Source organism: Hymenobacter glaciei, assembly GCF_039539585.1.
Lineage (GTDB): Bacteria > Bacteroidota > Bacteroidia > Cytophagales > Hymenobacteraceae > Hymenobacter > Hymenobacter glaciei.
The window spans coordinates 147,586-172,677 of record NZ_BAABDK010000021.1 but is presented as its reverse complement, the minus strand read 5'-3'; the positions used below and the strand labels follow the sequence as shown (position 1 = coordinate 172,677).

The 25,092-nt window shown below is 61.0% G+C and carries 22 protein-coding genes; 8 read left to right on the top strand and 14 right to left on the bottom strand.

All coding sequences use genetic code 11. The annotated features are described in order from the left end of the window. Positions 1-137: 137 nt before the first annotated feature. From ABD837_RS13755 to ABD837_RS13720, 8 genes are all read right to left on the bottom strand, one after another. Entirely contained in the window at positions 138-1,031 is an 894-nt protein-coding gene (locus ABD837_RS13755; RefSeq protein ID WP_345055494.1) for an NAD kinase, read from the bottom strand. Positions 1,032-1,112: 81 nt separating this feature from the next. Continuing rightward, the gene (locus tag ABD837_RS13750; protein WP_345055490.1) at positions 1,113-2,546 is read right to left on the bottom strand and encodes a POTRA domain-containing protein; all 1,434 of its coding nucleotides are present in this window, start codon (positions 2,544-2,546) and stop codon (positions 1,113-1,115) included. Positions 2,547-2,567: 21 nt separating this feature from the next. Continuing rightward, complete coding sequence (locus ABD837_RS13745) at positions 2,568-3,242, bottom strand: CBS domain-containing protein (RefSeq protein WP_345055488.1); 675 nt, start codon at positions 3,240-3,242, stop codon at positions 2,568-2,570. 153 nt (positions 3,243-3,395) lie between these two features. Continuing rightward, positions 3,396-4,178 (bottom strand): alpha/beta fold hydrolase, encoded by a 783-nt coding sequence (locus ABD837_RS13740; protein ID WP_345055486.1) that lies wholly within the window; start codon positions 4,176-4,178, stop codon positions 3,396-3,398. A gap of 83 nt (positions 4,179-4,261) precedes the next feature. Next, on the bottom strand, positions 4,262-4,843 hold the full coding sequence (locus tag ABD837_RS13735; protein ID WP_345055484.1) for an anthranilate synthase component II: 582 nt from the start codon (positions 4,841-4,843) through the stop codon (positions 4,262-4,264). Positions 4,844-4,919: 76 nt separating this feature from the next. Continuing rightward, positions 4,920-5,450: a CvpA family protein gene (locus ABD837_RS13730; protein WP_345055482.1), complete on the bottom strand. Its 531-nt coding sequence runs from the start codon at positions 5,448-5,450 to the stop codon at positions 4,920-4,922. A 148-nt stretch (positions 5,451-5,598) separates the two neighbouring features. Then, positions 5,599-6,060 (bottom strand): GatB/YqeY domain-containing protein, encoded by a 462-nt coding sequence (locus ABD837_RS13725; protein ID WP_345055480.1) that lies wholly within the window; start codon positions 6,058-6,060, stop codon positions 5,599-5,601. Positions 6,061-6,078: 18 nt separating this feature from the next. Then, positions 6,079-7,116, bottom strand: coding sequence for a hypothetical protein (locus ABD837_RS13720; protein WP_345055478.1), 1,038 nt, complete (start codon positions 7,114-7,116; stop codon positions 6,079-6,081). 120 nt (positions 7,117-7,236) lie between these two features. Here ABD837_RS13720 and ABD837_RS13715 point away from each other — a divergent pair, with 120 nt between their 5' ends. The 3 genes from ABD837_RS13715 to ABD837_RS13705 all read left to right on the top strand — a co-directional run bounded on the left by ABD837_RS13715 (position 7,237) and on the right by ABD837_RS13705 (position 11,484). Further along, complete coding sequence (locus tag ABD837_RS13715) at positions 7,237-7,950, top strand: pyridoxine 5'-phosphate synthase (protein ID WP_345055476.1); 714 nt, start codon at positions 7,237-7,239, stop codon at positions 7,948-7,950. A gap of 240 nt (positions 7,951-8,190) precedes the next feature. Continuing rightward, positions 8,191-9,216, top strand: coding sequence for a tRNA 2-selenouridine(34) synthase MnmH (mnmH, locus tag ABD837_RS13710; protein ID WP_345055474.1), 1,026 nt, complete (start codon positions 8,191-8,193; stop codon positions 9,214-9,216). A gap of 171 nt (positions 9,217-9,387) precedes the next feature. Next, positions 9,388-11,484, top strand: coding sequence for a T9SS type A sorting domain-containing protein (locus ABD837_RS13705; protein WP_345055472.1), 2,097 nt, complete (start codon positions 9,388-9,390; stop codon positions 11,482-11,484). 109 nt (positions 11,485-11,593) lie between these two features. Here the strand turns inward: ABD837_RS13705 and ABD837_RS13700 are convergent, their stop codons facing one another. Beyond that, positions 11,594-12,592, bottom strand: a complete 999-nt coding sequence (locus ABD837_RS13700) for an AAA family ATPase (protein ID WP_345055470.1) — start codon at positions 12,590-12,592, stop codon at positions 11,594-11,596. Between the two features lie 392 nt (positions 12,593-12,984). On the opposite strand from ABD837_RS13700, the gene ABD837_RS13695 reads away from it, so the two are divergent. The 5 genes from ABD837_RS13695 (at position 12,985) to ABD837_RS13675 (ending at position 16,736) form a co-directional block, all read left to right on the top strand. Beyond that, entirely contained in the window at positions 12,985-13,194 is a 210-nt protein-coding gene (locus ABD837_RS13695; RefSeq protein WP_345055468.1) for a PID-CTERM protein-sorting domain-containing protein, read from the top strand. Positions 13,195-13,295: 101 nt separating this feature from the next. After that, positions 13,296-13,835, top strand: a complete 540-nt coding sequence (gene xrtX, locus ABD837_RS13690) for an exosortase X (protein ID WP_345055466.1) — start codon at positions 13,296-13,298, stop codon at positions 13,833-13,835. Positions 13,836-13,870: 35 nt separating this feature from the next. Continuing rightward, entirely contained in the window at positions 13,871-14,368 is a 498-nt protein-coding gene (locus tag ABD837_RS13685; protein WP_345055464.1) for an XrtX-associated membrane protein, read from the top strand. Positions 14,369-14,498: 130 nt separating this feature from the next. Next, complete coding sequence (locus tag ABD837_RS13680; protein ID WP_345055462.1) at positions 14,499-14,624, top strand: hypothetical protein; 126 nt, start codon at positions 14,499-14,501, stop codon at positions 14,622-14,624. A 135-nt stretch (positions 14,625-14,759) separates the two neighbouring features. Further along, positions 14,760-16,736 (top strand): T9SS type A sorting domain-containing protein, encoded by a 1,977-nt coding sequence (locus tag ABD837_RS13675; protein ID WP_345055460.1) that lies wholly within the window; start codon positions 14,760-14,762, stop codon positions 16,734-16,736. Positions 16,737-16,812: 76 nt separating this feature from the next. Here ABD837_RS13675 and ABD837_RS13670 read toward each other — a convergent pair whose 3' ends face one another. The 5 genes from ABD837_RS13670 to ABD837_RS13650 all read right to left on the bottom strand — a co-directional run bounded on the left by ABD837_RS13670 (position 16,813) and on the right by ABD837_RS13650 (position 25,046). Further along, a complete protein-coding gene (locus ABD837_RS13670) occupies positions 16,813-18,927 on the bottom strand; it encodes a glycoside hydrolase family 97 protein (protein WP_345055458.1) in 2,115 nt (704 codons plus the stop codon). A 74-nt stretch (positions 18,928-19,001) separates the two neighbouring features. Further along, the gene (locus tag ABD837_RS13665) at positions 19,002-20,411 is read right to left on the bottom strand and encodes an alpha-amylase family glycosyl hydrolase (RefSeq protein ID WP_345055456.1); all 1,410 of its coding nucleotides are present in this window, start codon (positions 20,409-20,411) and stop codon (positions 19,002-19,004) included. Positions 20,412-20,528: 117 nt separating this feature from the next. After that, a complete protein-coding gene (locus tag ABD837_RS13660; RefSeq protein WP_345055454.1) occupies positions 20,529-21,902 on the bottom strand; it encodes an alpha-amylase family glycosyl hydrolase in 1,374 nt (457 codons plus the stop codon). A gap of 59 nt (positions 21,903-21,961) precedes the next feature. Beyond that, positions 21,962-23,155 carry a T9SS type A sorting domain-containing protein gene (locus tag ABD837_RS13655; RefSeq protein WP_345055452.1) on the bottom strand — a complete coding sequence of 398 codons (1,194 nt, stop codon included), beginning with the start codon at positions 23,153-23,155 and terminating at the stop codon, positions 21,962-21,964. Between the two features lie 262 nt (positions 23,156-23,417). Next, positions 23,418-25,046 (bottom strand): RagB/SusD family nutrient uptake outer membrane protein, encoded by a 1,629-nt coding sequence (locus ABD837_RS13650; protein ID WP_345055450.1) that lies wholly within the window; start codon positions 25,044-25,046, stop codon positions 23,418-23,420. Positions 25,047-25,092 lie beyond the last annotated feature (46 nt).

The window sequence follows — 25,092 nt, the reverse complement described above, 5'->3', positions numbered from 1 at the left end:
GGCAACGAAAGTGATGATACAGACTAGGTGGTATGAGGCTTGGGCAGTGAATGCGCAGTTTCAGACGGTCACAAAAGTAGGCTATGTGAGGAACTTAAAAAACTTTCCACGGTTTTTTCAAGAAAAATCTTTGCAGGCTACACTTGAGTACCGGCCGGATTGCGCCGGTCGAGGCCCCAATTGAGTTTGCTGCGCAAGGTGCTCAAGAAGTTAACGTGATTCAGTTTTACTAGACGGGCATTGAAGTTTTCACGACGAACAGCTATCTGAACGGAGGCCTCGACGGGCAGAGAGCGAGAGTCGAGTGCCAGCATATAGCTAGTACTACGGCCTTCAATTTCGAAGGAAATCACGCTCTGGTCGGACACGACGAGGGGCCGCACATTCAGATTGTGGGGGCATACGGGAGCGATGATAAAATTGTTTGTCTGCGGGAGCATAACCGGGCCGCCACAGCTGAGTGAATAGCCGGTGGAGCCAGTAGGCGTGGCCACCACGAGGCCATCCGCCCAGTAGGAATTGAGGTACTCACCGTCGATGTAGGTGTGGACCACAATCATGGAAGAAGTGTCGCGCTTGAGCACGCTGAACTCGTTGAGGCCAAAATTCAGGCTACCAAATACGTCGGGGTCGGTATCGACGCGGATAAGGCTGCGCTCTTCGATGTTGAAGTGGCCTTTGTAGAGCGCATCAATGGCTTGAGTGATGCGGTCGGGCGTGATGGTGGCCAGGAAACCGAGCCGACCCGTGTGGATGCCGAGAATGGGGATTTGCAGGCTGCCGACGTAGGTAACGGTATCGAGCAGAGTGCCGTCGCCGCCGATGCTGAGCACGTACTGCACGCCGCGCAGCGAATCGCCGCGGCGGAAGCTGGTAGTACCTTCGGGCAGGCGCAGGCGGTTGTCGAGGAAGGTGCGAAAGGACTCGCCGATGCGCACATCGGCCCGCCGGGCAATCAGGTCGTCGAGCAGCGCCTGAATGGCGGGGGCGGCTTCATCGTCGAAAGGCTTGCCGAGGATGGCGATTTTCATGCGAAAAGAGAGAAGCGGAAAATGGACACCGCAGAGAAAATTGATAACAAATTCATAACCGACCCGGGAGTGCTTACAGGGTTAAATTGGAAACTCTGCCCGAAAGAAATAGCCGGTTTGCCCCAAGCCGTTGAGCGTGTACTCGGCGGTGAAGACGCGGTCGTAGTACGTGACGAGGTGCAGGCCGAGGCCCACAGCGCGCAGGAGATGGTTGGGAAGCTGGTTTTGAGGGATGGAGACGGGAGCTACGACGTAGCCAGCATCGGCAAAGATATTGCCGTATAGGGCGATGGGGATGGTATTTACTTTGGGGTTGTCGATGGAACCCAAGCGAATGGTTTTGGGCTGGAAGAGGCGATATGAGAGCCCTTGCTGCACTAAGCCAAAGTGGCGGCCTTCGATGACGTACTCATCGTAGCCGCGCACGAGGTCGTTGTAGCCCAGGGCGCGGGTGTCGGGGTAGCCCAAGCTGCGGGCGAGGCGGGCCTGGGCACTTAGGCCGAGGCTGTAATAAAATTGGTGCCCCAGGGCAAAGTAGCGAGCATAGGTACCACGCAACGTAGTGAGCGAGGGGGTGGTATTGTCGAGAAAAACGCGGTGCGAGAGGCTAACCTGGGTGTACTGCCCGGTGAGGGGATATGCAAAGGTGTTGCGCTGGTTGCGCGTGCTGCTGAGCGTGAAGTCGATGAACTCGCGCTGGGTGCGGCCCAGAAAATAGCCGGGGTTGTAGTAATTGACAGAGTCGCTGATTTGCTCGCGGTGGTAGGACACATCGAACGCGGTGCGGAACTGCACAGTGTGGCGAAAGCGCAGGCCTGCGGTGGCGTAGAAGCGCTGGATGGGGAAGTTGTTGTCGGCCCGCAGAGGAACGAGGCGGTCGTCGGTGGTACGATAGTCGAGGGCGTGGCTTTGGTAGAACGAGGCGCCCACGCCGAAGCCCAGGCGGCGATAACGCCCCAGGCCAGGCACTTCATAGAACAGCTCATACTTGCGATTGAAGCCCAGCTGCAGGTTGGCAATGAACTGTTCGTTGCGGCCGCGGAAGTTGGCGCGGGTGAGGTGCAGGCCGTAATCGACGCGCCGCCACCGGTCGGAGCGACTAAGCCAGGAGCGCAGGTTGCGGTCGGCCAGCGACAGGATGGGCACCGGGAAGGTGTACCACCGCTCCTGCACGCCAAACACAATGAGCCACTTGCCGCTGCTGCAAACGGCCTGCGCCACCACGGCGTGGAACAGCTGCAGGTTGAAAATGCGGCGGCGGTTGGCTTCTATGCGGGCCGGCAGGTCGGCCAGGGCCAGGGTATCTCCCTCCGTAAAATCGAGCTCAGCCCGCAGAATGCGCTCCTTGGTGATGGCATTGCCGGCAAACACCACACGGCCTACGGCTGCCCGGGTGGTGCCGGGGCAGGGCAGCACGCGCACCAACGTATCGGTAGGGGCCACTACCGGGCGCAGGGGACGCGGCAGGGTATCGGCCGGGGCCGGAATGGGCACCAATACTTGCAGGAGAAACAACAGAAACCCGAGCACCCGCTATTAGACGTTCAGGTAGCGCAGCAGGGCATCGAACCGGTCCTGCTCGTCTTCATTGGCGACGGCGGTGCCGCTGAACTGGGCCGTAACCACGTAGCCAAATCGCTCGAGCGTAGCCGTGATGCGGGCCAAATTGTCGGTGTTGAGCTTGATGGTGAGGCGAATGCGGTAAGGGTCGACTTCATCCTGCGCTACGATGGCGCTGATGATTTTAGCATTGTTCTCCTCAACGTAGCGGCTGATTTGGGTGAGCGAGTAGTCGCGCTCCTCCATGCTGAGCACGATGATGCCACCCTGGCCGCCGGAAGGCTGCTGGCCAAATGCGGCCAAAGCATCGGCAATGGTAACGACGCCGGCATACTCGTGGCGCTCATCGACCACGGGCACAAGCTGAATCTTGTTTTCGATGGCCAACTCCATCACCCGGTAGAAGTGCTGGTCGGGACGCACGTAAGCATCAGCAAATCCCAGGGTCAGCTCGGAGAGGGGTTTTTCGGGGTCGTCAAAATCGGCCAGGTCGGCTTCCGTGACGAGGCCGCGGTAGCGGCGCTGGTCGAGTACGGGCAGTTGCGCGACGTGGAATTCGTCGAGCCAGCGTGCTGCTTTGCCCGCCGAATCGGTGCCCTTCAGGGGCGGAATCATTTCGTTGAGTAAATCTTCGGCGAGCAGGGCGGGCATATTCTCGGTGGATTATGAGGTATGAATTATAGATGATGAATTAGCCGAAGCCTCATATCATAAAACAGGATAGTATGGAAGCGGCCGCAGGTTTAGATGACAGGGGGCCGGCGGCCGACGATTTGGACGAACAACAATCGGGCCGCCAAAAGTTTAGGCCATTGCGGCTGGCATGACTTCGACACTACGCAAAAACCCGCGCAGGTAGGCATTGAAAGCAGCGGGGCGCTCCATCATGGGGGCGTGGCCGCAGTGGTCGAGGAAGCGCAGTTCGGCGTGGGGGAGCAGGCGGGCAAATTCGTGAGCTACCGGCGGTGGGGTAATGGTATCATTCAGGCCCCAGACCAGCAGCACCGGCACGTTGATTTTCGCCAACTCCTTGCTCAGGTTGTGGCGCTGGGCCGAGCGGGCAATGGCGATGATGCGCAGGCACTTGGGGTTGGAGTTGGTGACGGTAAAGACTTCATCAATCAGCTCCTTGGTGGCCACGGCAGGGTCGTAGAACGTGTAGCCGACCCGCTCCTCTACATAGGCGTAGTTGCCGCGTTTGGGGAAAGAGCCACCCATACTGTCTTCGAAGAGCCCGCTGCTGCCCGTAAGCACTAAGCTGCTAACGCGGGCGGGGTTCTTGAGGGTATACACCAATGCAATGTGGCCACCGAGCGAGTTGCCCAGCACCGCGAACTTACCGGGCAGCGCCAGGGCCTGCACAAATCCTTCGACGTAGGCCACCAACCCGGGCACGCCGGCCTGCGTGAGCGGCATGTCGTAGACCGGGAGCAGCGGGATGATGACGCGGTGGCCGACGGAGAACTCGCGCACGACCTCGTGCCAGTTGCTGAGAGCGCCAAATAAGCCGTGCAGCAGCAGCAATATTGGCCCCTGGCCCTCGTCTACATATTCGTACCCGTGCTGATGCTGGCGGCGCAATTCCATCTCGTTATTCTTTTGCGGGTACTGGTTGTTGCAGCAAGCTCCGGCAGGGGCAAAAGCTGCAACCGGCAACCAATCTACGCGGTTTAGGCAATGATACAACAACGCAGCCAATTGCTCAGCATGGCTAGCCCGTGCGGCGTGAGCAGGGCTTCGGGATGGAACTGCACGCCGTAGAGCGGCAGTGTGCGGTGGCGCAGGGCCATGAGTTCGGGCTGCGGACCGGTGGTGTGGGCTAGCGCCAGCAATGCAGGCGGCAGCGGTTCGCTGAGAATGAGGGAGTGATAGCGCGTGACGGGCTGCTCCGGGGGCAGGCCGGCGAAGAGGGGGTCGGCCGCATTGCAGCGCATGGTGGTGACCTTGCCGTGCATGGGCCGGGCCGCCCGCACTACTGTACCTCCAAAAAATTCGCCCAGCGCCTGGTGGCCCAGGCACACGCCCAGCATGGGTACTGCTTGGTGGTAAGCACTAATAAGAGCAGGCATGACGCCGGCAGCAGCGGGGGTGCCTGGGCCAGGCGAGAGAATTACTCCGTCGAAGCTGGGCACGTTTAAATCGGCCAGGGGCACATCGTTGCGGCGCACAGCTACTTCGGCCCCCAACTGGCCCAGGTAGTCGGCCAGGGTGAAGGTGAACGAGTCGAAGTTGTCGAGCAGCAGGAGGCGCATGCAGGGGATAATGAATAGGTAAGCAGGGATAAGCAGTAACAGAGAAGCGTACTCCCTGCGCACTGAGTTTTCATCCCTAGCTTTTCACAAAGGCCGTTTTCATGCGCACCAGCAGGCCCTGGGCGAAGGGCAGCACGTAGCCCGTGATTTGCAGGGCCAGTGGTGTGGCCTGCTGCACAATGGGCAGCACCTGCGAACCGGCCACCAGTCCGGGCGAGAGCAGGTGCAGGCCCGCCAGCCGGGTGCCGTGCAGCAGCAGGCTCAGGCCGAGTACCCACTTGATAACGCCCGCCGCGCCGCCCAGCAGGTTGTCGAGCACCCCCAGCGGCGTGAGGTGCACGGCGGTTTTCAACAAGCCTCCCACCAGGTGCACGCCCCACATAATCCCTACAAAAACCAACGCGAACGAGAGCAGCGGAAGCATGCCAAACGCGTCGCCTACGTACTGCCGCACCAGTGGCACGGCAGCCGAAAGCAAGCTCAGCCCACCCACCACGGCCAGCACAAAGGCCAACAGCGATACCACCTCCAGCACCAGCCCGCGTCGGTAGCCCTTCACGGCCCCAATGCCGAGGGGAAGAAACAGCAGGATGTCGAGGGCCGTCATACGCTCAAGGAACAATAATTATGGAGCGTCATGCTTATCTGGCGTCCGCTTGCCGAAGCATCTTTACCGCAGTAGCAACTAGTTACTCTTCGCGGTAAAGATGCTTCGGCAAGCTCAGCATGACGGCCTTTTAGCATGCCACTGGCCTTTACAGGTTCGTGTTGTTCAGCAAATGGCCGAGCACGTCGGAAATGCGCTTGCCGTCGGCCTGACCGGAGAGCTCGCGGGCGGCTACGCCCATTACTTTGCCCAGGTCGGAGGGCCCAGTGGCGCCCACGCGCTGGATGATGTGCACGAGTTTCTCGACCAAATCGGCTTCGGTGAGCTGGGCGGGCAGGAATTCCTCGATGATGGCCAGCTCGGCGAGTTCGGTGGTTTCGAGGTCGGAGCGGAACTGCTCCTTATATATGGCGGCGGCATCGCGGCGCTGCTTGGCAGCTTTGTTGAGGAGCTTGAGCTCGGCTTCGGGCGTGAGGCCGGCGTCGCTGGCGCCTTCGGCCGTTTCGGCCAGCATGATTTGCGATTTGATGCTGCGCAGGGCGGTGAGGCGCACTTTGTCTTTGGCGAGCATGGCCTGCTTGATGGCGGCGTCGATGGTGGTTTTGAGCATGGGAAAAAAATTGGCGCGTTAGCGCATGGAAAAATCAGACGAGCCCGCTGCTGCCACAAAGGCCTGCGGTTCGTCCAGATATAGCACCAGGCGGCGGGCCGTACGGCAGATGCCGTAGGGCCCAACGACGGTTACCGGAGCCGCAAAAGTCAGCATTACATTGGGAGCAGTCAGCAGCGGACGCGCCAGGTTCAGGGTTTCGGCATCGGTGGCGTAGTCGCCCCGCAACAAGTCGATGTTGGATAGGCTAGCACGCGGCACGGCTACGCGCCAGAAAAAACCCACCCGTACGAGAACCTCATGGGCGGTGAGCACTGTAGGTTGCAGGCGCACGGCGTGGCCGTGGGCGATGAAAAGCAACAGGGTATAGGCATCAGCTACCAGCAGCCACCCCGCCGCGAGGGGGCTCCACATGCGAACCAGCAGGTGCAGGGCAGCACTTTCGATTAACAACCCGAAGCAGGCCATGATGAGCAACGCGGGAAAGCCCGACTCGCGGTGGCTACTGAAGGACACCGTGCCTGCTAAGGGAGCTGGCGCGCGCTCCCACCAACCCAGCAGGGCGTAGCGCAGCATGTCCAGCTCGGCCACCAGCAGCACGCCGAATACGCCCAATTCCTGCTCGGCAGCCAGCCGCAGGCGTGGCAAGGGCCGGGCTTCATGGGCCCCGGCGGCGCGGTAAGCCCGGACCAGTTTACGGCCTCGGGCAGCTATGGCCACCAGCACGCAGCCTTCGAGCACGATGGGCAGCAATTTGAGTAGCGGCACCGACGGCCAGTAGGGCGCGGGCAGCAACCAATAAGCGAGCCCCAGGCAGGTGCTGATGACAGAAACCAGCAGCAGAGGCGAAAGCCGGTAGCGCCGCATCAACAGCAGGTAGAACAGCACCGGCAGCCCCACCAGCATATCGAACAGGATGGCCCACGGCAACGCCGGATGCTGCGGAAACACTGGCAGACGAACAACGGCATGCTCGATACCTACTATTAACAACGCTAGCGCCGCAAAGGCCAGCACCGGCCGCAGCCGAATAGGGAGGGAGGGAGTGTGGGTCATGGCAAAGCCCTGCCCCGGGCAGGGAAGCATCTGGTGTAATTTTGTTTCAAAGCTACGCCCGCCATCGGGCTAGACGCTTCGGCCCTAGTCCGGCTACCTTACCTACATCCCGCAACACCCATGACCAAGCTCAGCGTCAACATCAACAAACTGGCCACCCTGCGCAACGCCCGGGGCCACAACCGCCCCAACGTTTTGCAGGCGGCGCGCGACATCGAGCGCTTCGGAGCCGAAGGCATCACGGTACACCCGCGCCCCGACGAGCGCCACATCCGCTACCAGGACGTGCGCGACCTGAAGCATGTTGTGACGACCGAGCTGAACGTGGAGGGCAACCCCACCCCCGATTTTGTAGCCCTGTGCCGCGAGGTGTGCCCCGAGCAGGTAACGCTGGTGCCCGACGCGCCCGACGCCATCACCTCCAATGCCGGCTGGGACGTGGTCACGCACCAGCAGTTTCTGCGCGAAGTGGTGGCGGAGTTGAAATCGTTCGGCTGCCGCGTGAGCATCTTTCTCGACCCCGACGTGAACCTGGTGGAAGCCGCCGCCAGCACGGGCACCGACCGCATCGAGCTTTATACTGAAGCCTATGCCGTGCAGTACCTCGCCAACCGCGAAGCGGCTGTAGCGCCTTACCGCGCCACGGCTGCCCGGGCCGGCCAACTGGGCCTGGGCGTGAACGCCGGCCACGACCTCGACCTCGACAACCTGGCCTGGCTGCACCAGCAGTTGCCCGAACTTGCCGAAGTGAGCATCGGCCACGCCCTGGTATGCGACGCGCTGTATTTGGGGTTGGAAAACACGGTACAGCTCTACCTGCGGCAACTGAAGTAGCTCCGCCGCGCGCGGCCGGCCATCCTTAGGGGGGGCAAGCGGCACCGGACGCCGGCGGCGGGCCACCCTTAGGAGGGTAAGCGGCACCAGACACCGGTGGCGGGCCACCCTTGGGGGCCTAAACAGCATCCGCCACCGGTGGCGGGCCATCCTTAGGGGCCTAAACAGCATCCGCCACCGGTGGCGGATGCTGTTTAGGCCCTGCCAGTTATTTTTCACTGCTCAACGTACTACCTACTTATGCCCCGCCATTCCCTTTCTGAATTCGAAGCCCTCTCCTACCCTATTCTCGACGTTCGGGCCCCCATCGAGTTTGGCCAGGGGCACGTGCCGGGCGCGCTTAATCTGCCCCTGTTTACCGATGAGGAGCGGGCGCGCATTGGCACTACCTACAAGCAGGTGAGCCAGGACCGGGCGGTGCACCTGGGCCTGGAATTCTTTGGACCAAAGATGTCGGCGATGATAAAACGGGCCCAGAAACTGGTGCCAGGCAAGGAAGTGCGCCTGCACTGCTGGCGCGGCGGCATGCGCAGCGGTGCGGTGCTGTGGCTGCTGGAGCTGGGTGGCTTCAAAGTTCACCTGCTCGACCACGGGTACAAGGACTACCGCCGGGCAGTGCTGGCCTCGTTTGCGCAACCCCGGCAGTGGCGGGTGCTGGGCGGCCTCACGGGCAGCGGCAAAACCGACGTGCTACACCAGCTGGCAGCCATGCCTGGCCAGCTGGTGCTCGACCTCGAAGGGCTGGCTCACCACAAAGGTTCGGCGTTTGGGGCCATCGGGCAGCCCGCCCAGCCCACCCAGGAGCAGTTCGAGAATAACCTGGCGGCTGCTCTGGCCACCCTGCCCACCGATGCCCCTATTTGGGTAGAGGATGAAAGCCGGCAGATTGGCCGGCTCACCATTCCGCCCGGGCTATTTGCCCAGTTGCAGGCGGCCCCGCGCTCCGTGCTGGAGGTGCCCCGCGCCGCCCGCGTGGCTAAGCTGGCCGCCGAGTATGGCGCCGAAGACCCCGTCCTGCTGGCCGAAGCCATCGAGCGGCTGCGCAAGCGCCTGGGTGGCCTGGCCACCCAGCAGGCTCTCGCCGCTGTAGCTGCCGGCGACTTTCCGCTGATGGTGGAGCTGCTGCTGGACTATTACGACAAGACCTACACCTATGGCCTGGCCCCTCGCCCCGAAGAGCCGCCGCGCACGTTGGTACCGGTACCGGGCTGCGATGCATCGGCCAATACCGCAGCCTTGCTGGCCGCTACTATTGTAGGGCACTAGCTGGTTTCTAGGCAGTACTTGCCCGACAGATGCAGTTATTTTAGCGGCGGTTGTCGTACTTTGGCTTTTGCTGCGGGCCCATGGCCAGTCGCTATTCAACCAGCGTTTGGCTAGTTGTTACGTTGTTTTCACCCATTTCCCTTTTTTATTCCCCACCTCTCCCCTTTTTCTATGATAACATCCTTACTGAGTCGGCTAAAACGTGCCGGCTGCTGGCTGCCAATTGCGCTGTTGCCTTTCGCCGCCCAAGCCCAGTTCAATTACGCTCCGGGCAATGCAACTAACCTTGCCGGCACCTACACAGACCTTGGGGCTACGGGCGCGGCCATCACTACGGCCAATAACGATGATGCTAACTCGGCTGCTCAGCCTATTGGCTTCACGTTCACCTACAACGGCACGGCCTTCATGCAATTTGTACTGAGCACCAACGGGTTTATTAAACTCGGTTCTACGGCTCCCTCAGGGACCGACCTGTTTATCTGCAACGTGCAGGGTTGTAATAATGAAGACCCAGTTTCCAGCACGAACGCAGCCAACACCAACCTGATTCTGCCCTTCAACTTCGACCTCGAACCCGGTACGGGCACCCCCGAATATCGGGTTGCAACTACCGGCACTGCTCCCAATCGCATTTGCACCATTCAATGGAAGAATGTAAGTGATAAGTCCGATGCCTCACCGTCGAACAAGCAATACACCAATTTCAGCTTTCAGGTCCGGCTCTACGAAACCACCAACAACATCGACTTTGTATACGATGCAGCTACCCCCTCTACTGCCGCTGCTACCAGCCGATTCCCCAACGTGGGGCTGAAGGGCAACAGCAACGCAGCTGGTCAGGATGTGCTGGTGGTCAAGCCAACTGGAGCCGCTGCTTGGTCAACTGCTGCATTCATCACGGGTCCCTATCCAAGTTATACCCACAACTTCCGCAATGCTGCCCCGCCCAGTGCTGGTCAGACCTATCGTTTTGTAGCAGCAGCAGCAGCTCCGCTCACCAACGACGAACCCAGCGGTGCTATAACGCTGCCAGTGGCTGCTACCTGTACTCCTGTCAACGCTTCCAATATTGGAGCCACTACCACCGTCCCCGCTGGCTACACAAATCCGGGCTGCGGCATAGCCATCAACCCAAAAGATGTTTGGTTCAAGTTTACTACCGCGGCCTCTGGCATCGGTAGCACCTTTGTCAATATTCAAACAACGGGCACAGCGGCCGGTCAGATACGCGTGTTCTCGGCCACTAGCAGTGCGGGGCCATTCACAGAAGCAGGCTGTGCGGCCGGCCCAGAGAACAACAGCAGTGCGGGTACACTTAGCTTGTCGTCGCTCACCCCCGGTACTACTTATTACCTGTTTGTGTCAGGCTACGGCTCGGCTGATGCGATGGGTTCCTTCACCATTTGCATAACTGGTGCAGCCACGCTAGCTCCCCCAACCTTTGTGACACTGCCTTACTCAGAAGGATTTGAAGGGCCTTGGGCTACCGCCACTTCAACCCGTGATGTTCCCACGCTTAACTGGCGCAATAATCCTACGACAGGCAATAGCTCGTGGCGACGCGAAGACGACGGCTTTGCATCGGCTAACTGGAGCTACGTGGATGAAGAAACCGGTACTACTCCTCCGTATCCAATTGCCTCTAGTACGGGCACTCACTCCGCGCGTTTCCACACCTATGGTGTACCTGTTGGTGGGCCTCAAGGCAAGCTTGACCTGTACGTGAACCTAAGTGGTGTGGGTTCTAAAACAATGAGCTTCGACTACATTAACCCTACCGGCGCTGATAAGCTGGACGTATTAGTGAGTACAAACGGCGGGGCCACGTTCGCTACCGCTCCGGTACTTACGCTGAATACTGCAGTTGCCTTTACCAAATCCACCGTGACAATTCCTGGCAACTCGGCTACCACGGTCATTCGCTTCCAAGCCACTTCCGATTTTGGCGACGATGACTTGGGTATCGATAACCTGCAGTTACGAATAGTCACTGCCACTCGCAACGCCGAGCTGGCCGCCGCCGTTACGGTATCGCCTAACCCCGCCCATCAGCGCTTCACGCTGAGCGTGCCCGCTGGCAGCCTGCGCGCGGCCTCGGCTACGCTGAGCAACGCCCTGGGCCAGGTAGTAGCCACGCGCCAGCTGAGCCTGCCCGCCACCGGCGGCAGCGCCGACTTCGACGTGAGCCGCCTGGCTGCCGGTATCTACACGCTCACCCTGCAAACGGGCAGCGACCTCGTGGTAAAGCGCGTAGTAGTAGAATAACTGCCGCACTTACGCCTTAAAAAAGGGCTGCTCCGGTATCGGGGCAGCCCTTTTTGATTCCAGCAAATCCCGTTATAAGCTGAGCACAGGATAGTTGGGTTTATGTCCTCTAACTGATTGGCACTTTACGCAAAATGGCCTCAATCAGGTCCTGGGTGCGAATTCCATCGGCCTCGGCTTCGTAGGTGAGCAGAATGCGGTGGTTGAGCACGTCGGCGGCTACGTCCTTCACGTCCTCGGGCAGCACGTAGTCGCGGCCGTCGAGGTAGGCCACTGCCTTGGAGGCGCGGTGCAGGGCAATGCTGGCCCGGGGGCTGGCCCCAAACTGCACGGTGTGGGCAAACTCGGGCAAGTCGTAGTCGGCCGGGCGGCGGGTGGCAAATACCAGCTCGATGAGGTACTTCTCCAGCGTCTCAGAAATCTGCACCTGGTTGATTTGCTGCCGAATGCCGAAGATGTCGGCTTTGGTCAGCATGGGCTGCACGTCTTCCACGAAGCTCAGGTTGGCCATGCGGCGCATCACCTCCAGCTCATCGGTTTTTTTGAGGTAGTCGACGTGCACCTTCAGCATGAAACGGTCGACCTGAGCCTCGGGTAGCGGGTAGGTGCCCTCCTGCTCCACCGGGTTTTGGGTAGCCAGCACCAGAAAGGGCAAATCGAGCGGGTACGTGGTTTCGCCGATGGTCACCTGGCGCTCCTGCATGGCTTCGAGCAGCGCACTCTGCACCTTGGCCGGCGAGCGGTTGATTTCGTCAGCTAGCACGAGGTTGGCAAAGATTGGCCCTTTCTTCACCTCAAACACCGACTGATTCTGGTTGTAAATCATGGTGCCCACCAGGTCCGACGGCAGCAGGTCGGGCGTGAACTGCACCCGTTGAAAGTGCAGGTGCAGAACCTTGGCCAGGGTCGAAATGGTGAGGGTTTTGGCCAGGCCGGGCACGCCCTCGAGCAAAATGTGTCCGCCCGTGAACAGGCCAATGAGCAGACGGCCGAGCAGTTGCTGCTGGCCCACAACGACCTTGCCCATCTCGGCAAACACCTGGCGAATGAGCGGGTGGTAATCGATGGGAGCGGCCGGCGAGGCGGAGGCGTCGGAAGCAGGGAGCATAAGGCGAGGCAAAAGCGGGCGAAACAGGCGCCGCAAGGTAGCCACCAGCCCGCTAGTGTGGCTTTCGCAAGGCCAGTGCACCCAAGCCGCAGCCCCCCAATCCTCGCTACTGCCCGGCGCAGAACACTGCTTTTTGCGGGCGGGTACGCCCGCTAAAGCGGTCAACCATTTCATTCTGTTCAGACCATCCAACAACCAAAACTAATCAGGCAATTCGAGCGTAGTTGATGTGTCGGGCCCTGGCTTTTGTTGAATATAGACGTTTGCATTGTAAGTAACCGGGGCCACCGGGGGCAGCTGTGCGTAGTTTTTGCCAGAAAGTATTTACATTTAGCAACTGTAACACTTGGTTCTGCGGTTAGCCATCACCTTATATTTTTACCCATCCCTGCATGAAATCATTTTTCCTCACTCGTTTGCTACCAGCTTTTATCCTTGTGGTAGCCGTTGGCGGAACTGTTCTGGCCCAAGCCCCTGCTGATGGTGGCCCTTCCCCAAGTGGCCCAACCAGTATCCCCCTCGATGGTGGAATTTCGCTGCTGCTGGCTGGGGGTGTCGCCTACGGCCTTAAGCAGTTGCGCAACCGCCGCAAACGCGCCTAGAAAGCCATCACGTTTTTAGCTATAAAGCATTAATCAGCGGCTCTTTCGCCAGAGGGAGCCGCTGATGCTGTTTACTCCCCTTCTATTCTATTTCCTAGCGCATGCAGACTTCTGCCCACGCGCCGAGTGGCAATCGACTGCTGTTCCGGTTTTTACTGGTAGCAGCAGCCATGTACCTGGCGTGGTTTTTTGGCTACGAGCAGTGGCTGGCCCACGATGGCCGGCTTGATGCCTTCCTGTGCCAGAACATTGCCCGCAGCAGCGTAGCCGTGCTGCAACTGCTAGGCTTTGCTGCGACCATCGATGCCCATATTTCGACCTTGGTGTTAATGGCTGGCGAGCAATCGGTGGTAGTGGGGCCGCCCTGCAACGGGCTGGTGCTCTACGCGCTTTTTGCCGGTTTTGTGCTGGCCTTTCCGGGGCCGTGGGCGCGCAAAGCCTGGTTTATTCCGGCGGGCATTGCCCTTATCTGGCTGCTGAATGTGGTGCGCGTGGCTGCCCTGGCCATCAACCACCACTACGCGCACGAAACGGTTGATTTCAACCACCACTACACGTTTACCTTTGTGGTATACGCCTGCATTTTCGGGCTCTGGATGCTGTGGGCACGGCGCATGGCAATCCCGCCCCGGCTGGCCTAATCACTTTGGAGCCCTCTACTTTTCCTCCTGATTCCTTGCCAGCGCCGCGCCAGCCTTCGGGCCCGGCCCGCTGGCTAGTGGCGGGCGGGCTGGTGCTGGCCCTGTTGCTGCTGGGGGTGTACAACCACCAGGTGCTGGATGTGCTGACGGCCGGGTGGCAGCGGGGGCTGGCGGCGCTGGGCCTGGCGAATGCTGCCAACGCCATGCAGCACGGCATCGACGCGGGCATAACCCGGCGCATGCTGCCGGCCGTTGCGACCTACGCGGCCCTGTACCTAAGCTGCTGCCTGCTGCTGCTACACCTGTTGCTCACGCCCGCGCAGTGGCAGCTCACCTGGCGCCTGTACGCGGGAGCCCTGGCAGCCTACGTGCTCATTGCCGTGATAGGCAAGCTGGCCGGCAATGCCCAGTGGGCCTACCGCCTCAGCCGCCACCTGCTCGATTTCGTGGTGAGCCCGCTGCCAGTGGCCGGGCTATATGTGCTGTTCCGCGCGGGCTTTGGGCCGGCGGCCGAGCGCGACTTGGCTGAATAGAGGACGACTTTTCGGAGCTGACAGCCTGCCGTAGCTCGGGTAAGCCCAAAGCTGCACTATCTTTTGAGCTCAATCAGTCAGGCCCTTCGGGGCCTTACGCTTTTCCAATCCTTTCCACTTCGTTTATCGCATGAAACATCGTTTACTCATCTGTTTTTGGCTGATGGCCGGCGCGCTGCTGAACGGGCTACCAAGCGCCCAGGCCTCGCACCTGTTGGGGTGCGACATGACGTACACTTCCCTTGGGGGCAACTAGTACCGGGTAAATTTTCGATTGTACCGGGATTGCTCGGGGATTGGAACACCGGCCTCATTCGATTTGGAGTGCCGCAATGGAGGATGCAACGCGCCGGCCAATGTCACCGCAACATTATTGCAGCAAGGCCCTTCGGTGGCCGCTACTCCCCTGGGGCCCAATACACCGGGCTCGTGCCAGGCTCCATCGGCAATATATCCGCTGTATGATTTTACGACCTACGCGGCAACCGTAACGCTGCCGCCCGGCCAGTGGACGATGAGTACCCGGCTGGGCAACCGGCCCGACATTGCCAACATTGCCGGTGGCGCCGGCAACTACCTCTACACCGATGTATACCTGGACAACCGCGCCAATGGGAGCAGTTCAGTACTGAATACGTCGCCGCAGTTTGACCCGCAGGATATTCCGATTCAATACGTATGCGTGAACCAGCGCTCGACCTTCGGTTTTTCGGCCACCGAACCCGAGGGCGACTCGCTGGTATACTCGCTCACTGCACCGCTGGACAACTGCGGTACGCCCGTGGCTTACAACCCCTACCCGGGGGCCGATGCCGGCACGCTCCCGGTTGCAAACTCGACCACTTGCCGAATGGCCGTAACGGCCCTGAACGGTGGCAACCTCTTCACACCCAGCCTACCGATTCCAGTGGCATTCGACACAACCGGTTCCTGCCCGTTGCGGCAGGGAATGCCCGCTTTCCGCTTCAATCAAACGGCTCGCACCATCACCTTCACGCCCAGCCGCTACGTGCCGGTAACCACGGCCGGCGATGGTTCGAACAAGTACCAGGTGGTGGTGCTGATTGAAGAATACCGCCGCCTGGGTGGCGTGCGTCGGCTCATTGGTCGGGTACGCCGCGAGGCCGTACTGATTGTAACCAACTGCGCGGGCAATACCCTGCCCACCCCGGTGCAGGCCACGGCCCAAACTATTAACTCGGGTACGCTGGCCATTAATACCGCCGACACGACTCAGTTGGAGATAGCAGCGTGCAGCTACTCGCGCGTAGTGCTCCGCTTCACCGACCCCGACAACCTGAAAACGCCCAGTGCCCACCAATTGCTTACCGTGACGCTGCCAGCCGACATCAACACCAACCCGCAGTTGCTGGCATCCGGCGATATCGGCACGTTTGGGCTGAGCGGCAATGGCACTGAAACACCGGTGGGCACCTTTATTTTTCAGCCCTCGCCGGCGGTCGTGGGGCGTATCATCCGCGTCAACATCCGCACCGAGGACAATGCCAACCCCATCAAGGGAGTCCAGAATCGGGTGGTACTGATTCGCGTTGTGAGGCGGAACCCGGCAGCAGTGGCAGCAGCAGGCATCACCAGCTCGGCGGCAGAGGTGTGCGCAGGGGCCTCGGTGCTCTTGCAGGCCCGCGACCTGCGGCCCGACTCGGTGCGGCGCCTGGCCAGTAACACTACCGTTGCCCAAACCTATGCCTACCGCTGGACAGTGCGCGGCGACGGCCTTGCAGCCAACCAAGCCAGCAGCGCGGCCATTACGGCCACGCCCACGCGCACCAGCCGCTACACCCTGGAAGTTTCGCCCACCAGCGGCTTCGGCCCGGGCTGCTCCGATACTACTTCGATACTGGTGCGGGTGCTACCGGCAGTGGCCGCACCTACCGTTTCCCGCAGCGGCGCCTTGCTCACCAGCAGCTACGCCAGTGGCAACCAGTGGTACCGCGACGGCCTGCCGCTCACCGGAGCAACCGGCCGCACGCTTACGGTTGTGGCCAGCGGCAACTACACCGTGCAAACCACCGTGAGCGGCCCGGCGGGCAGCTGCTTGTCGCCCATGTCGGCGGCGCAGGCGGTGGTGCTGGGCAACCTTTCGGCGCTATCCGGTACCAACCTGAGCGTTGTGCCCAACCCTACGCCCGATGGCCGCCTAAACGTGCTGCTGACCGGCTACCGCCAGCCTATCGAGCTGCGGCTGTTCGATGCCCTGGGCCGGCTGCTGAACCAGATTTCAGTGCCCAACCCTAACCCACAGGGCACCAGCCAGCCCCTCGACCTTGGGAGTGCGGGTGGTGGCGTGTACCTGCTTCAGGTGCGCACCGCTACCAGCCTGGAAACGCGCCGCATAGTGCGGGAATAGCCTCAGGTTCATCACAAAGCAAACAGCCGGCCCCTTCATCGAAAGGGCCGGCCGTTTGCTTTATCACCTCTTCGGCTCACTTCACCGGAACCAGGCTGACGGCGCAGCCGCCGCCGGGCGCCAGCGGCACGCGCAGGGTAGTGCCCGCCGTTACCGTCTGGGTGCTGATGCGGTAGGCCTCGGGGTTGGTTTTCCAGTCGGTGCCGGGCGTATCGGCATACAGGGTGGCGGTGTAGCGTCGGCCTTTGGGCAGGAAGTTCAGGTTGAGAGTGGCAGTACGACGGTTGGCATTGGTGATGGCTCCAAGAAACCACCGCTCGCCGCCCTTCTCCAGCCGGGCGGTGCTGATGTATTCGCCGGGCTCGGCTTCCAGCACGCGGGTATCGTCCCAGTCCACGGCCACGTCCTCGATGAAGCGGAAAGCATCGGGGTGGGCAGCATAGTTTTCGGGCAGGTCGGCGGCCATTTGCAAAGGCGAATAGAGCACCACGTAGAGGGCCAGCTGCTTGGCCAGGGTGGTGCGCACCTGGCGCTCGGGGTGCCCGGCTACGTAGTTCTTCAGCTTGAAAATGCCGGGCGTGTAGTCCATTGGCCCGCCCATGAAGCGGGTAAAGGGCATGATGGTTTCGTGCTCGGGGGCGTTGCCTTCGGCCGTGAAGGCGTTGTACTCGTTGCCGCGGCCGGCTTCGCTGGCTATCCAGTTGGGATAAGTGCGCGAGAGGCCGGTGGGCCGCACCGACTCGTGCATATCCACCGTGACGTGGTGGCGAGCGGCCACTTCGGCCACGCGCACGTAGTGGTTGCTCATCCACTGGCCGTCGTGGTGTTCGCCGCGGGGGATGATGCGGCCCACATAGCCGGTTTTCACGGCCGGGTAGCCGTAGCGGTTCATGAAGCGGTAGGCGGTGTCGAGGTGTTGCTCGTAGTTGGTGGCCGCGCCCGAGGTCTCGTTGTGCATTATCATCTGCACACCCTTGCCGGCGGCATACTGTTGGACTTCAGCCACGTTGAAATCGGGATACGGCGTTACGAAGTCGAACACCGGCTCTTTCCAGTTGCCGAACCAGTCTTCCCAGCCCTCATTCCAACCTTCTACCAGCACGCCGGCGATGTGGTGCGCGGCGGCAAAGTCGATGTAGCGCTTTACGTTGGCGGTGGTGGCGCCGTGATGCCCATTCGGGATGAGCTGGCCTTGGGCGTTCAGCGTGTCGGCGCTGTCGGCGTAGCGCCAGTTGCTTTTGCCCGTCTGCATTTCCCACCACACGCCTACAAATTTCATGGGTTTAATCCAGCTGGTATTTGCGATTTTGCTGGGCTCGTTCAGGTTCAGGATGAGCTTGCTGGCCAGAATATCAGTGGCTTTGTCACTTACAATAATAGTGCGCCAGGGCGTGTGGCCGGGTGCGTGCACGTAGGCCTTGGTGCCCACGGCATCGGGCACGAGCCGGGCCGTGAGGCGGCGCGTGGCCCGGTCGACGTGCAGCTGCATGGCCGGGTAGTCGACCTGCGCGGCTTCGTGCAGGTTCACGTAGAGGCCGTCGGTGGCCTTCAGCATCAGCGGCGTGGCCACGAGTTGGGCGTCTGGCACTTCACGTACCGCAATGGCGGTGGAGGATTTCACCAGCGCCGAGTTGTCGACTTCGCTTAGCTTCGACACCGTGTAGGGGTACTCGTTGGTGTCGTAGTCGCCCGGAATCCAGAAAGCTTTGGGGTCGCCGGGCAGGGCGAATTCCGTCAACTCATCCGTCACCACGAAATACTGCAGGTTGGGCTGCCTTGGGAATTCGTAGCGAAAGCCCACGCCATCGGCAAACACCCGAAACACGACATCGAGCCGGCGGCTGGGCGCGGCCGCTTGGCGCAGGTGCACCGTAAGCTGCTGGTAGTGGTTGCGAATGGTTTTGACCTCGCCCAGCACTGGCTGCCAGCTTTCATCTACGTCCTTCGTTTCGCTGCCCGCAAGCACCATCGGCCCATCGAAGCCCTTGCCATCGGCCAATGCCAGGCCCAGCCGTGAGGCATTCACCACCGCTTTCGGCCCATATGCTACTGCATAAGTGGGCCGGCCATCGGAGCTGAGCGCCACTGTCAGGCGCACGGTGCCCATCTGGGCAGTGAGTGGCGCGACGGGTTGCGCAGTAGCGGTACCACTCGTGAGCACGGCCAATAAAAACAACCAGAATTTCATCATTAGTCAAAAGGCAGACACCACCCAAAGGGGTGTCAGGCGGCAAATAAGTATCCAGTGCAAGCTTTCAGGGCCTTTTACTTTTTCAGGACCAAGTAGCCGTAGGCGGGCAGCGCCACGGTAGTCCCTACCGTAGTCGATGCGCCGGTGAGGGCGTTGGTCCAGGTGGTGCCGGCCAGGATGGCGGGCACGGGGTAGGTAGTAGCGGTGTTGCGCACGTTGGCCAGCACAAGGGCCTGCTCGCTGCCAGCCGTTTTGGTGAAAGCGCACACGTTGGCCGTGCTGTAGGCCGTGGGAGTGCCGCGACGCAGGGCGGCGCTGGCGGCGCGGGCCTTTAGGAGCTGGCGGTAGGCGTAGGTCACTTCAGGGTGGGCGGTCCAGTTCACTTTTACCGAGGTGAAGGGGAAGGTGATGGGCGTGGTCATGCCCGCTTCCTGGCCATTATACACCATTGGTACGCCTTTGTATAGCGCGGCCACTACAAATGCCGACATGGCTCCCGCGTTGCCGCCAAACAGCCCTACCGGCGTACCATCCGAGCCATTCACGTCGTGGTTGGTGGTGTAGCGCACCACCTGCTGGGTGCCGGTAGCACCCGCGTACTCGCTGGTGTTGAGGGCGTCGAAGTTGGTGGCCGGCGAGCCGTTGCGGTACACGTTGTAGATGCCGCCGTAGAAGTTGAAACCAAAGTTGTAGTCGAAGCCCGAGGCGAAATTACTGCTAGAGCTGCCCTCGGCCAGCAAGAGCAGCTTATGGGTTTTCACGCTACGCAACGTATCCACGGCCTGCTTCCAGAAGTCGGTGGCCGTGATGGTCGGCGCGTCGGTGTAGTCGCAGCGGAAACCGTCGACATTGGCGGTGAACACCCACGATTTCATCGCCGAAATCAGCTCCAGGCGCATGGGCTGGCTGTTGAAGTTAAGCTGGGCCACGTCGGTGAAGTTGGTGCCGGGCGGACTCTGGATGGTGCTGCCGTTGCGCAGGTACCAGTCGGGGTGCGCGGTAATCCAGGCATGGTCCCAGCTGGTATGGTTGGCCACCCAGTCCAGCATCACGCTCAGGCCGCGCTGGTGGGCGGCATCCACGAGCGTGCGCAGGTCGGTGAGGGTACCAAACTCTGCACCAACAGCGCGGTAGTCCTGCACGGCGTAGGGCGAATTCACGCTGCGAACCTGGCCCACGGGGTAAATAGGCATCAAGTACACCACGTTCGCGCCCAGGTTTTTAATGGAGTCGAGCCGGGCCGTGACGCCCGCGAAATTGCCGCCGGCACTAAAGGCGCGCATGTTCACCTGGTAAATCACGGCATCCTCGCGGTTGGGGACGCCCGCGAAGGGGGTGCCGTACTGCGGCGGCGTGGTCGTAACGACAACCGGCGGCACAATGGGGTCGGGCGGCGTGGGCGAGTCTTTTTTGCACCCGGCCAACAGGCCTACGGCTACCAAAAGCGCCAGACTGTTTTTAACTATAATATGACGAACAGACATTTAGAAAGAGGTAAAGAAGAACGTACAGATGGCGCAGCATGCGCAGATAATTGGGTTTTCAAAAACTTACCGTTACTCCCCGCACCCTGCACAGGGCAGGCGCGCAGCCTTAGCCGATTATTTCTTTAAAATCAAGTATTGATAAGGCTGCAGCGTGAGGTGGTCCAGGGCAGCGGGCTGCCCGCCAAAAGCATTGCGCCAGCCTCTGGTTCCTACACTCGCTGGCATTGGGTAGTTCACGGCCGCGTTGCGCAGGTTGGCCAGCACGAGCACCTGCTCCCGCCCCAGGGTTTTGGTGAAGGCGCATACGTCGTCGCTGCTGTAGGAGGCCAGCGCGCCGTGGCGCACTGCGGCACTGCCGTTGCGGAATTTTAGCAGGCGCTGGTATTCGCGGGTAAGCAGCGGGTTGGGCGTCCAGACAATGGGCTTGCGTGCGCCCATAAAGGGCACCCGCTCGGCGTAGCCCACTTCCTGGCCGTTGTAAACCAGGGGCACGCCGCGCATGTAGGCGGCCACCACGAAGGCCGACATGGCGCCCCGCTGGCCGCCAAACAACTGTTGCGGCGTGCCGTCCCAGGCATTGATGTCGTGGTTGGAGATGTAGCGCAGCATCCGGGCATTGGCCGGGGCTTTGCGGTAGTTGGCCGTGTTCACCGAGTCAATAAGCCGGACGCTCTTGCCTTTGGCAAAAATGTCGCCCTTCAGCACATTCATAAAGCCGAAGTCGTAGCACAGGTCGAAGCCGCCCTGCAGGTAATACTTTTTCTTATCACCCTCGGCCAGCATGAGCAGCTTGTGCTTCGGAATGGCGCGCAGGTTGGCCAGGGCTTCGGTGAAGAACTCCTGGCTGGGCCCGTCGGCATAGTCGAAGCGGTAACCGTCGATATTGGCCGCGAACACCCAGTAGCGCAACGCCTGAATCATGGCGGCGTGCACTTCAGGCTTGGCCCAGTTGAGTTGGGCAATGTCCTTCCAGTCGGGTATCGGGTTCACCATGTTGCCGGCGGCGTCGTGCACGTACCAATCGGGGTGCTCGGTTACCCAGGCGTGGTCGAAGCTGGTGTGGTTGCCTACCCAGTCCAGCATCACGGCCAGGCCGCGCTGGTGGGCGGCGTCGACCAGCGCGCGCAAGTCGGCCAGGGCACCAAACTCGGGGTTCACGGCTGTATAATTCTGCACGGCAAAGGGCGAATCGACGGCCCGCAGCTTGCCAATGGGAAAAATGGGCATCAGGTACACCACATTTACCCCAAGCGCTTTAATAGAGTCGAGTCGCGCCACGACGGCCTTGAAATTGCCGGCCTGGCTAAAGCCCCGCATGTTGACTTGGTAAATGGCTGCATCCCGGCCATCGGGCACGCCGGCAAAGGGCCGGCCGTACTGCGCGGGGTCGTGGTAGGCAGCTTTCGAGGTGGTGTGGGCCACGGCCGCGCCTGCCCCGACCAAACCGGCCTGCAACGTTAGAAAGAAGAAAAAGGCGGTTTTTTTCATGAGCAGAAATTGTTGGGCCAGCCCAAACATGGCCGGCCCGCCAACTCATTAGCAGCTTATTAGCGGGTTACTGTCAAGCGACGGGTAGCCACCTTATCGCCCACCTGCACCTTCACCAGGTAGGTGCCGGCGGCCAACTCATTCAGGCCCGCCTTCAGTTCGTGGAAGCCGGCGCTTTGTGGGGCGTCGAGCAACGTGCGCACCTCGCGGCCCACCAAATCGAGCACGCGCACGGCTACCGGCTGGGTGCCGCCCAGCACCTGATAGGCCACGGTGGTCTCGCCCCGGCCCGGGTTCGGGAATACGCTCATGGCCACCACGGCCTCATCGGCCTGGCGCGAACTCAGCACCACCACGTTCACCGTGGCGGCCTGGGTGCCGGGGAATTTCGCCTGATCGGTGAAATCGGGGCTGAAGCCGATGTTGTTGAGGCCGCCGGTGGAGGTGCCATTGCCGGCCGTTTCCGGAATGATGTCCGACGACCAGTAGGCATCACCGCTGACGTAGGCAGCGAACACTCGCACGATGGATGCCCCCGAGGGCAGGCCCAGCGAGGTGCGATTGAACTCATATTCCAAAGCAAAGGAGCCTGCCCCGCCACCGTTGGCGTTGCCCGGGTTGCCGCTGAGGCCTGTGGCCGAGGCCATATAAGCCACGCGAGTGCCGGCAAACAGGCTGTACACGCCCGTAGTTGTGGAGGCCGGCAGGGTGCTGGCCACGCCATCGTTGGAAGCGGCCGTGCTGGTGCCATCACCCAGCGACTTGGCTACGCCCGTGGTGGCGGTATAAATGGCGGCCTGCACGTCCATGTTGCCGGTGGTGGCAATAGCAGCATCAGCCTCCAGCTCCAGCTTGGTGCCCCCGATTTTACCGCTGGCAAACGAGCCAAACACCGTGCTGGTGCCCGCAATATCGGGCAGGCCCGTGCCCACGGGCACGCCGGTTTTGTTGGGCAGGTCCATGTATAGCTGGAAGTTGTTGCCGCCCGCCTCGATGGTGCCGGCCAGCGCCACGTACAGCTTGGTGCTGCTGTTGGCCCCGTACATGCGCAGCAGGCCGGCGTTGCCGAAACCAGTTGGGCCGCCAGGTACTGGGGTGTGGGAGGTCGTGAACGCGCCCAGCGAAGTGTACTTGCCGCCCGAGGTTCCAATTTCGGCCGCGTTAACGACGCCGTCGAGCGTAATCTGAGCCTGGGCGCTGAGGGTGGTGCCAGCGAGGCCGGCAAATAGGGCGAGCGTAGAGATTTTTTGCATGATGAAAAGTTGAAATGGTTGAGTGGGAATGAATCAGTGAAGAGGGCCGTGCGGCCACCGACAGGTTTCGGACTTGATGCCTGGGTCGACTCGAAAAGCTGGCATTACCAGTGCCACCCGAGTTCCCACCCGGTTTCCCACCATTGAGCGAGCACCAGGCACCAAGTCCCAAACCGTTGTGGACTTGGTTGTCAGTTGTTAGTTGTTAGTTGTCCGTATTTTTGGACCAACAACTAACAACAAGCAACTGACAACTAATGCATTAATAGCCCGGGTTCTGCACCAGCGAGGGGTTGGCCACGAGGTCGGTGGAAGGCAGCGGGTAAAGGTTGCGGTAGGCCGGCACGGTTTGGCCGGCTTTCACGCCCCCTTTCCACGGCCACAGGTAGGTGCCGCCGGCAAAGCGGCCGAAACGGACCAGGTCGGTGCGCCGCGAGGCCTCCCAATACATTTCGCGGCCCCGCTCATCCAGAATGAAGTTGGGAGCCGCAAGCTCGGCGGCGGTAATGCGGCCGTCGGTAGCACCGCCAGTGTTGTTGTAGGCGCGGTCGCGCAGCAGATTCACATAAGCGAGCGCCTGCGCCTGATTGCCACCCGTGCCGCCACGCAGCACGGCTTCGGCATACATCAGGTACACGTCGCCGAGGCGGAAAAGCGGGAAGTCGGTGTCGACGAAAATGAGCTGGGGGTCGTTGCCGTTCGTGCCGGTCGAGGTTTTGTTGCGCCACTTCGTTACGCCGTAGCCATCGGTAAACAAAGTCAGGTCGTTGATTTCCAGATTCTGGCCATTGGTGAAGAACATGGCGCGCGAATCGAAGCCACTAGCAGCTGTCGGGAACAACAGGGGCAGGTTTTTGCGGGTGCGGTTGCCCGCCCAGCCGCTGTTCACCCCAAAGCCACTGGCCAGCATGCGGCCACCCACGGCGGCGTGCACGAGGTAGGTAGTGCCGCCGTACACCTGCGAAGCCACGCCGTCGCTGGTAATGGGGAAGATGATTTCCGAAGCCGCCGTCTTGTTGTTATCGGCCAGAAACAGCAGCCGGTACTCGGGCGCCAGCTTGTAGCTCGGCGTGCCCAGAACCTTGTTGCAGTAGGTGAGGCAGTCGGTGTAGCGGCCCTGGCCTGCACCGAGGTATACTTCGGAATTGAGGTAGAGCTTAGCCAGCAGGGCCCAGGCAGCACCCTGGTCAGCACGGCCGTAGGGGCTGGTGTGGGCGGGCTTCAGCAGCGGCTCAATGGCCTTCAACTCGCTCTCGATGTAGCCAAACAATGCGGCGCGGGTGGTTTGCTTAGGCAGGGCCTTGCTGGGCGCGTCGGCCTCGGTCACGAAGGGTACGTTGCCGTACAAATCCAGGGCGTGGTAGTAGGCCAACGCCCGCAGGAAACGGGCCTCGGCGCGGTCGAGGCGGGCATCGTCGGCATTGGTGCCGGTAATGCCGCGGCTGCTGAGCTTGTCGTCGCTGGTTTCGCGAATGAACTCATTGCACAGCGACACTTCGTAGAAAATACGGGTGTAGCTGTTGTTTATCAGGTCGTTGCTCGAGGTCCAGCTCGTGGTATTCAACTCCTGCAGCGGGCCGCTGTTCCAGGCCACCACGGCTTCGTCGCTCACCAACTCCTGCAGGTACCAGTAGGCCCGCATGTAGGAGGTTTCGCCTTCGTCCTTGCCCTGGCCGGCAAATACATCAGGCGAGCCAGAGTTGCCCGAGAGGTTGAAACCGGCGTAGCACTTGGCCAGCACCTTGATGTAGTTGGCCGGGTCGCGGTACACCGAATCAGTGTTCAAATCGTAAAAAGGCGTGCGGTCGAGGTCCTTGTTGCAGCCAGTGAGCAGCGCAACGGTGAGGGCCAGCGCCAGGCCGCAGCGCCGCAGGAAGGGGTGGGATTTCATGATGGTGGTGAGTGATTAGTGGTAAATGGTTTATGACTACGCCGGG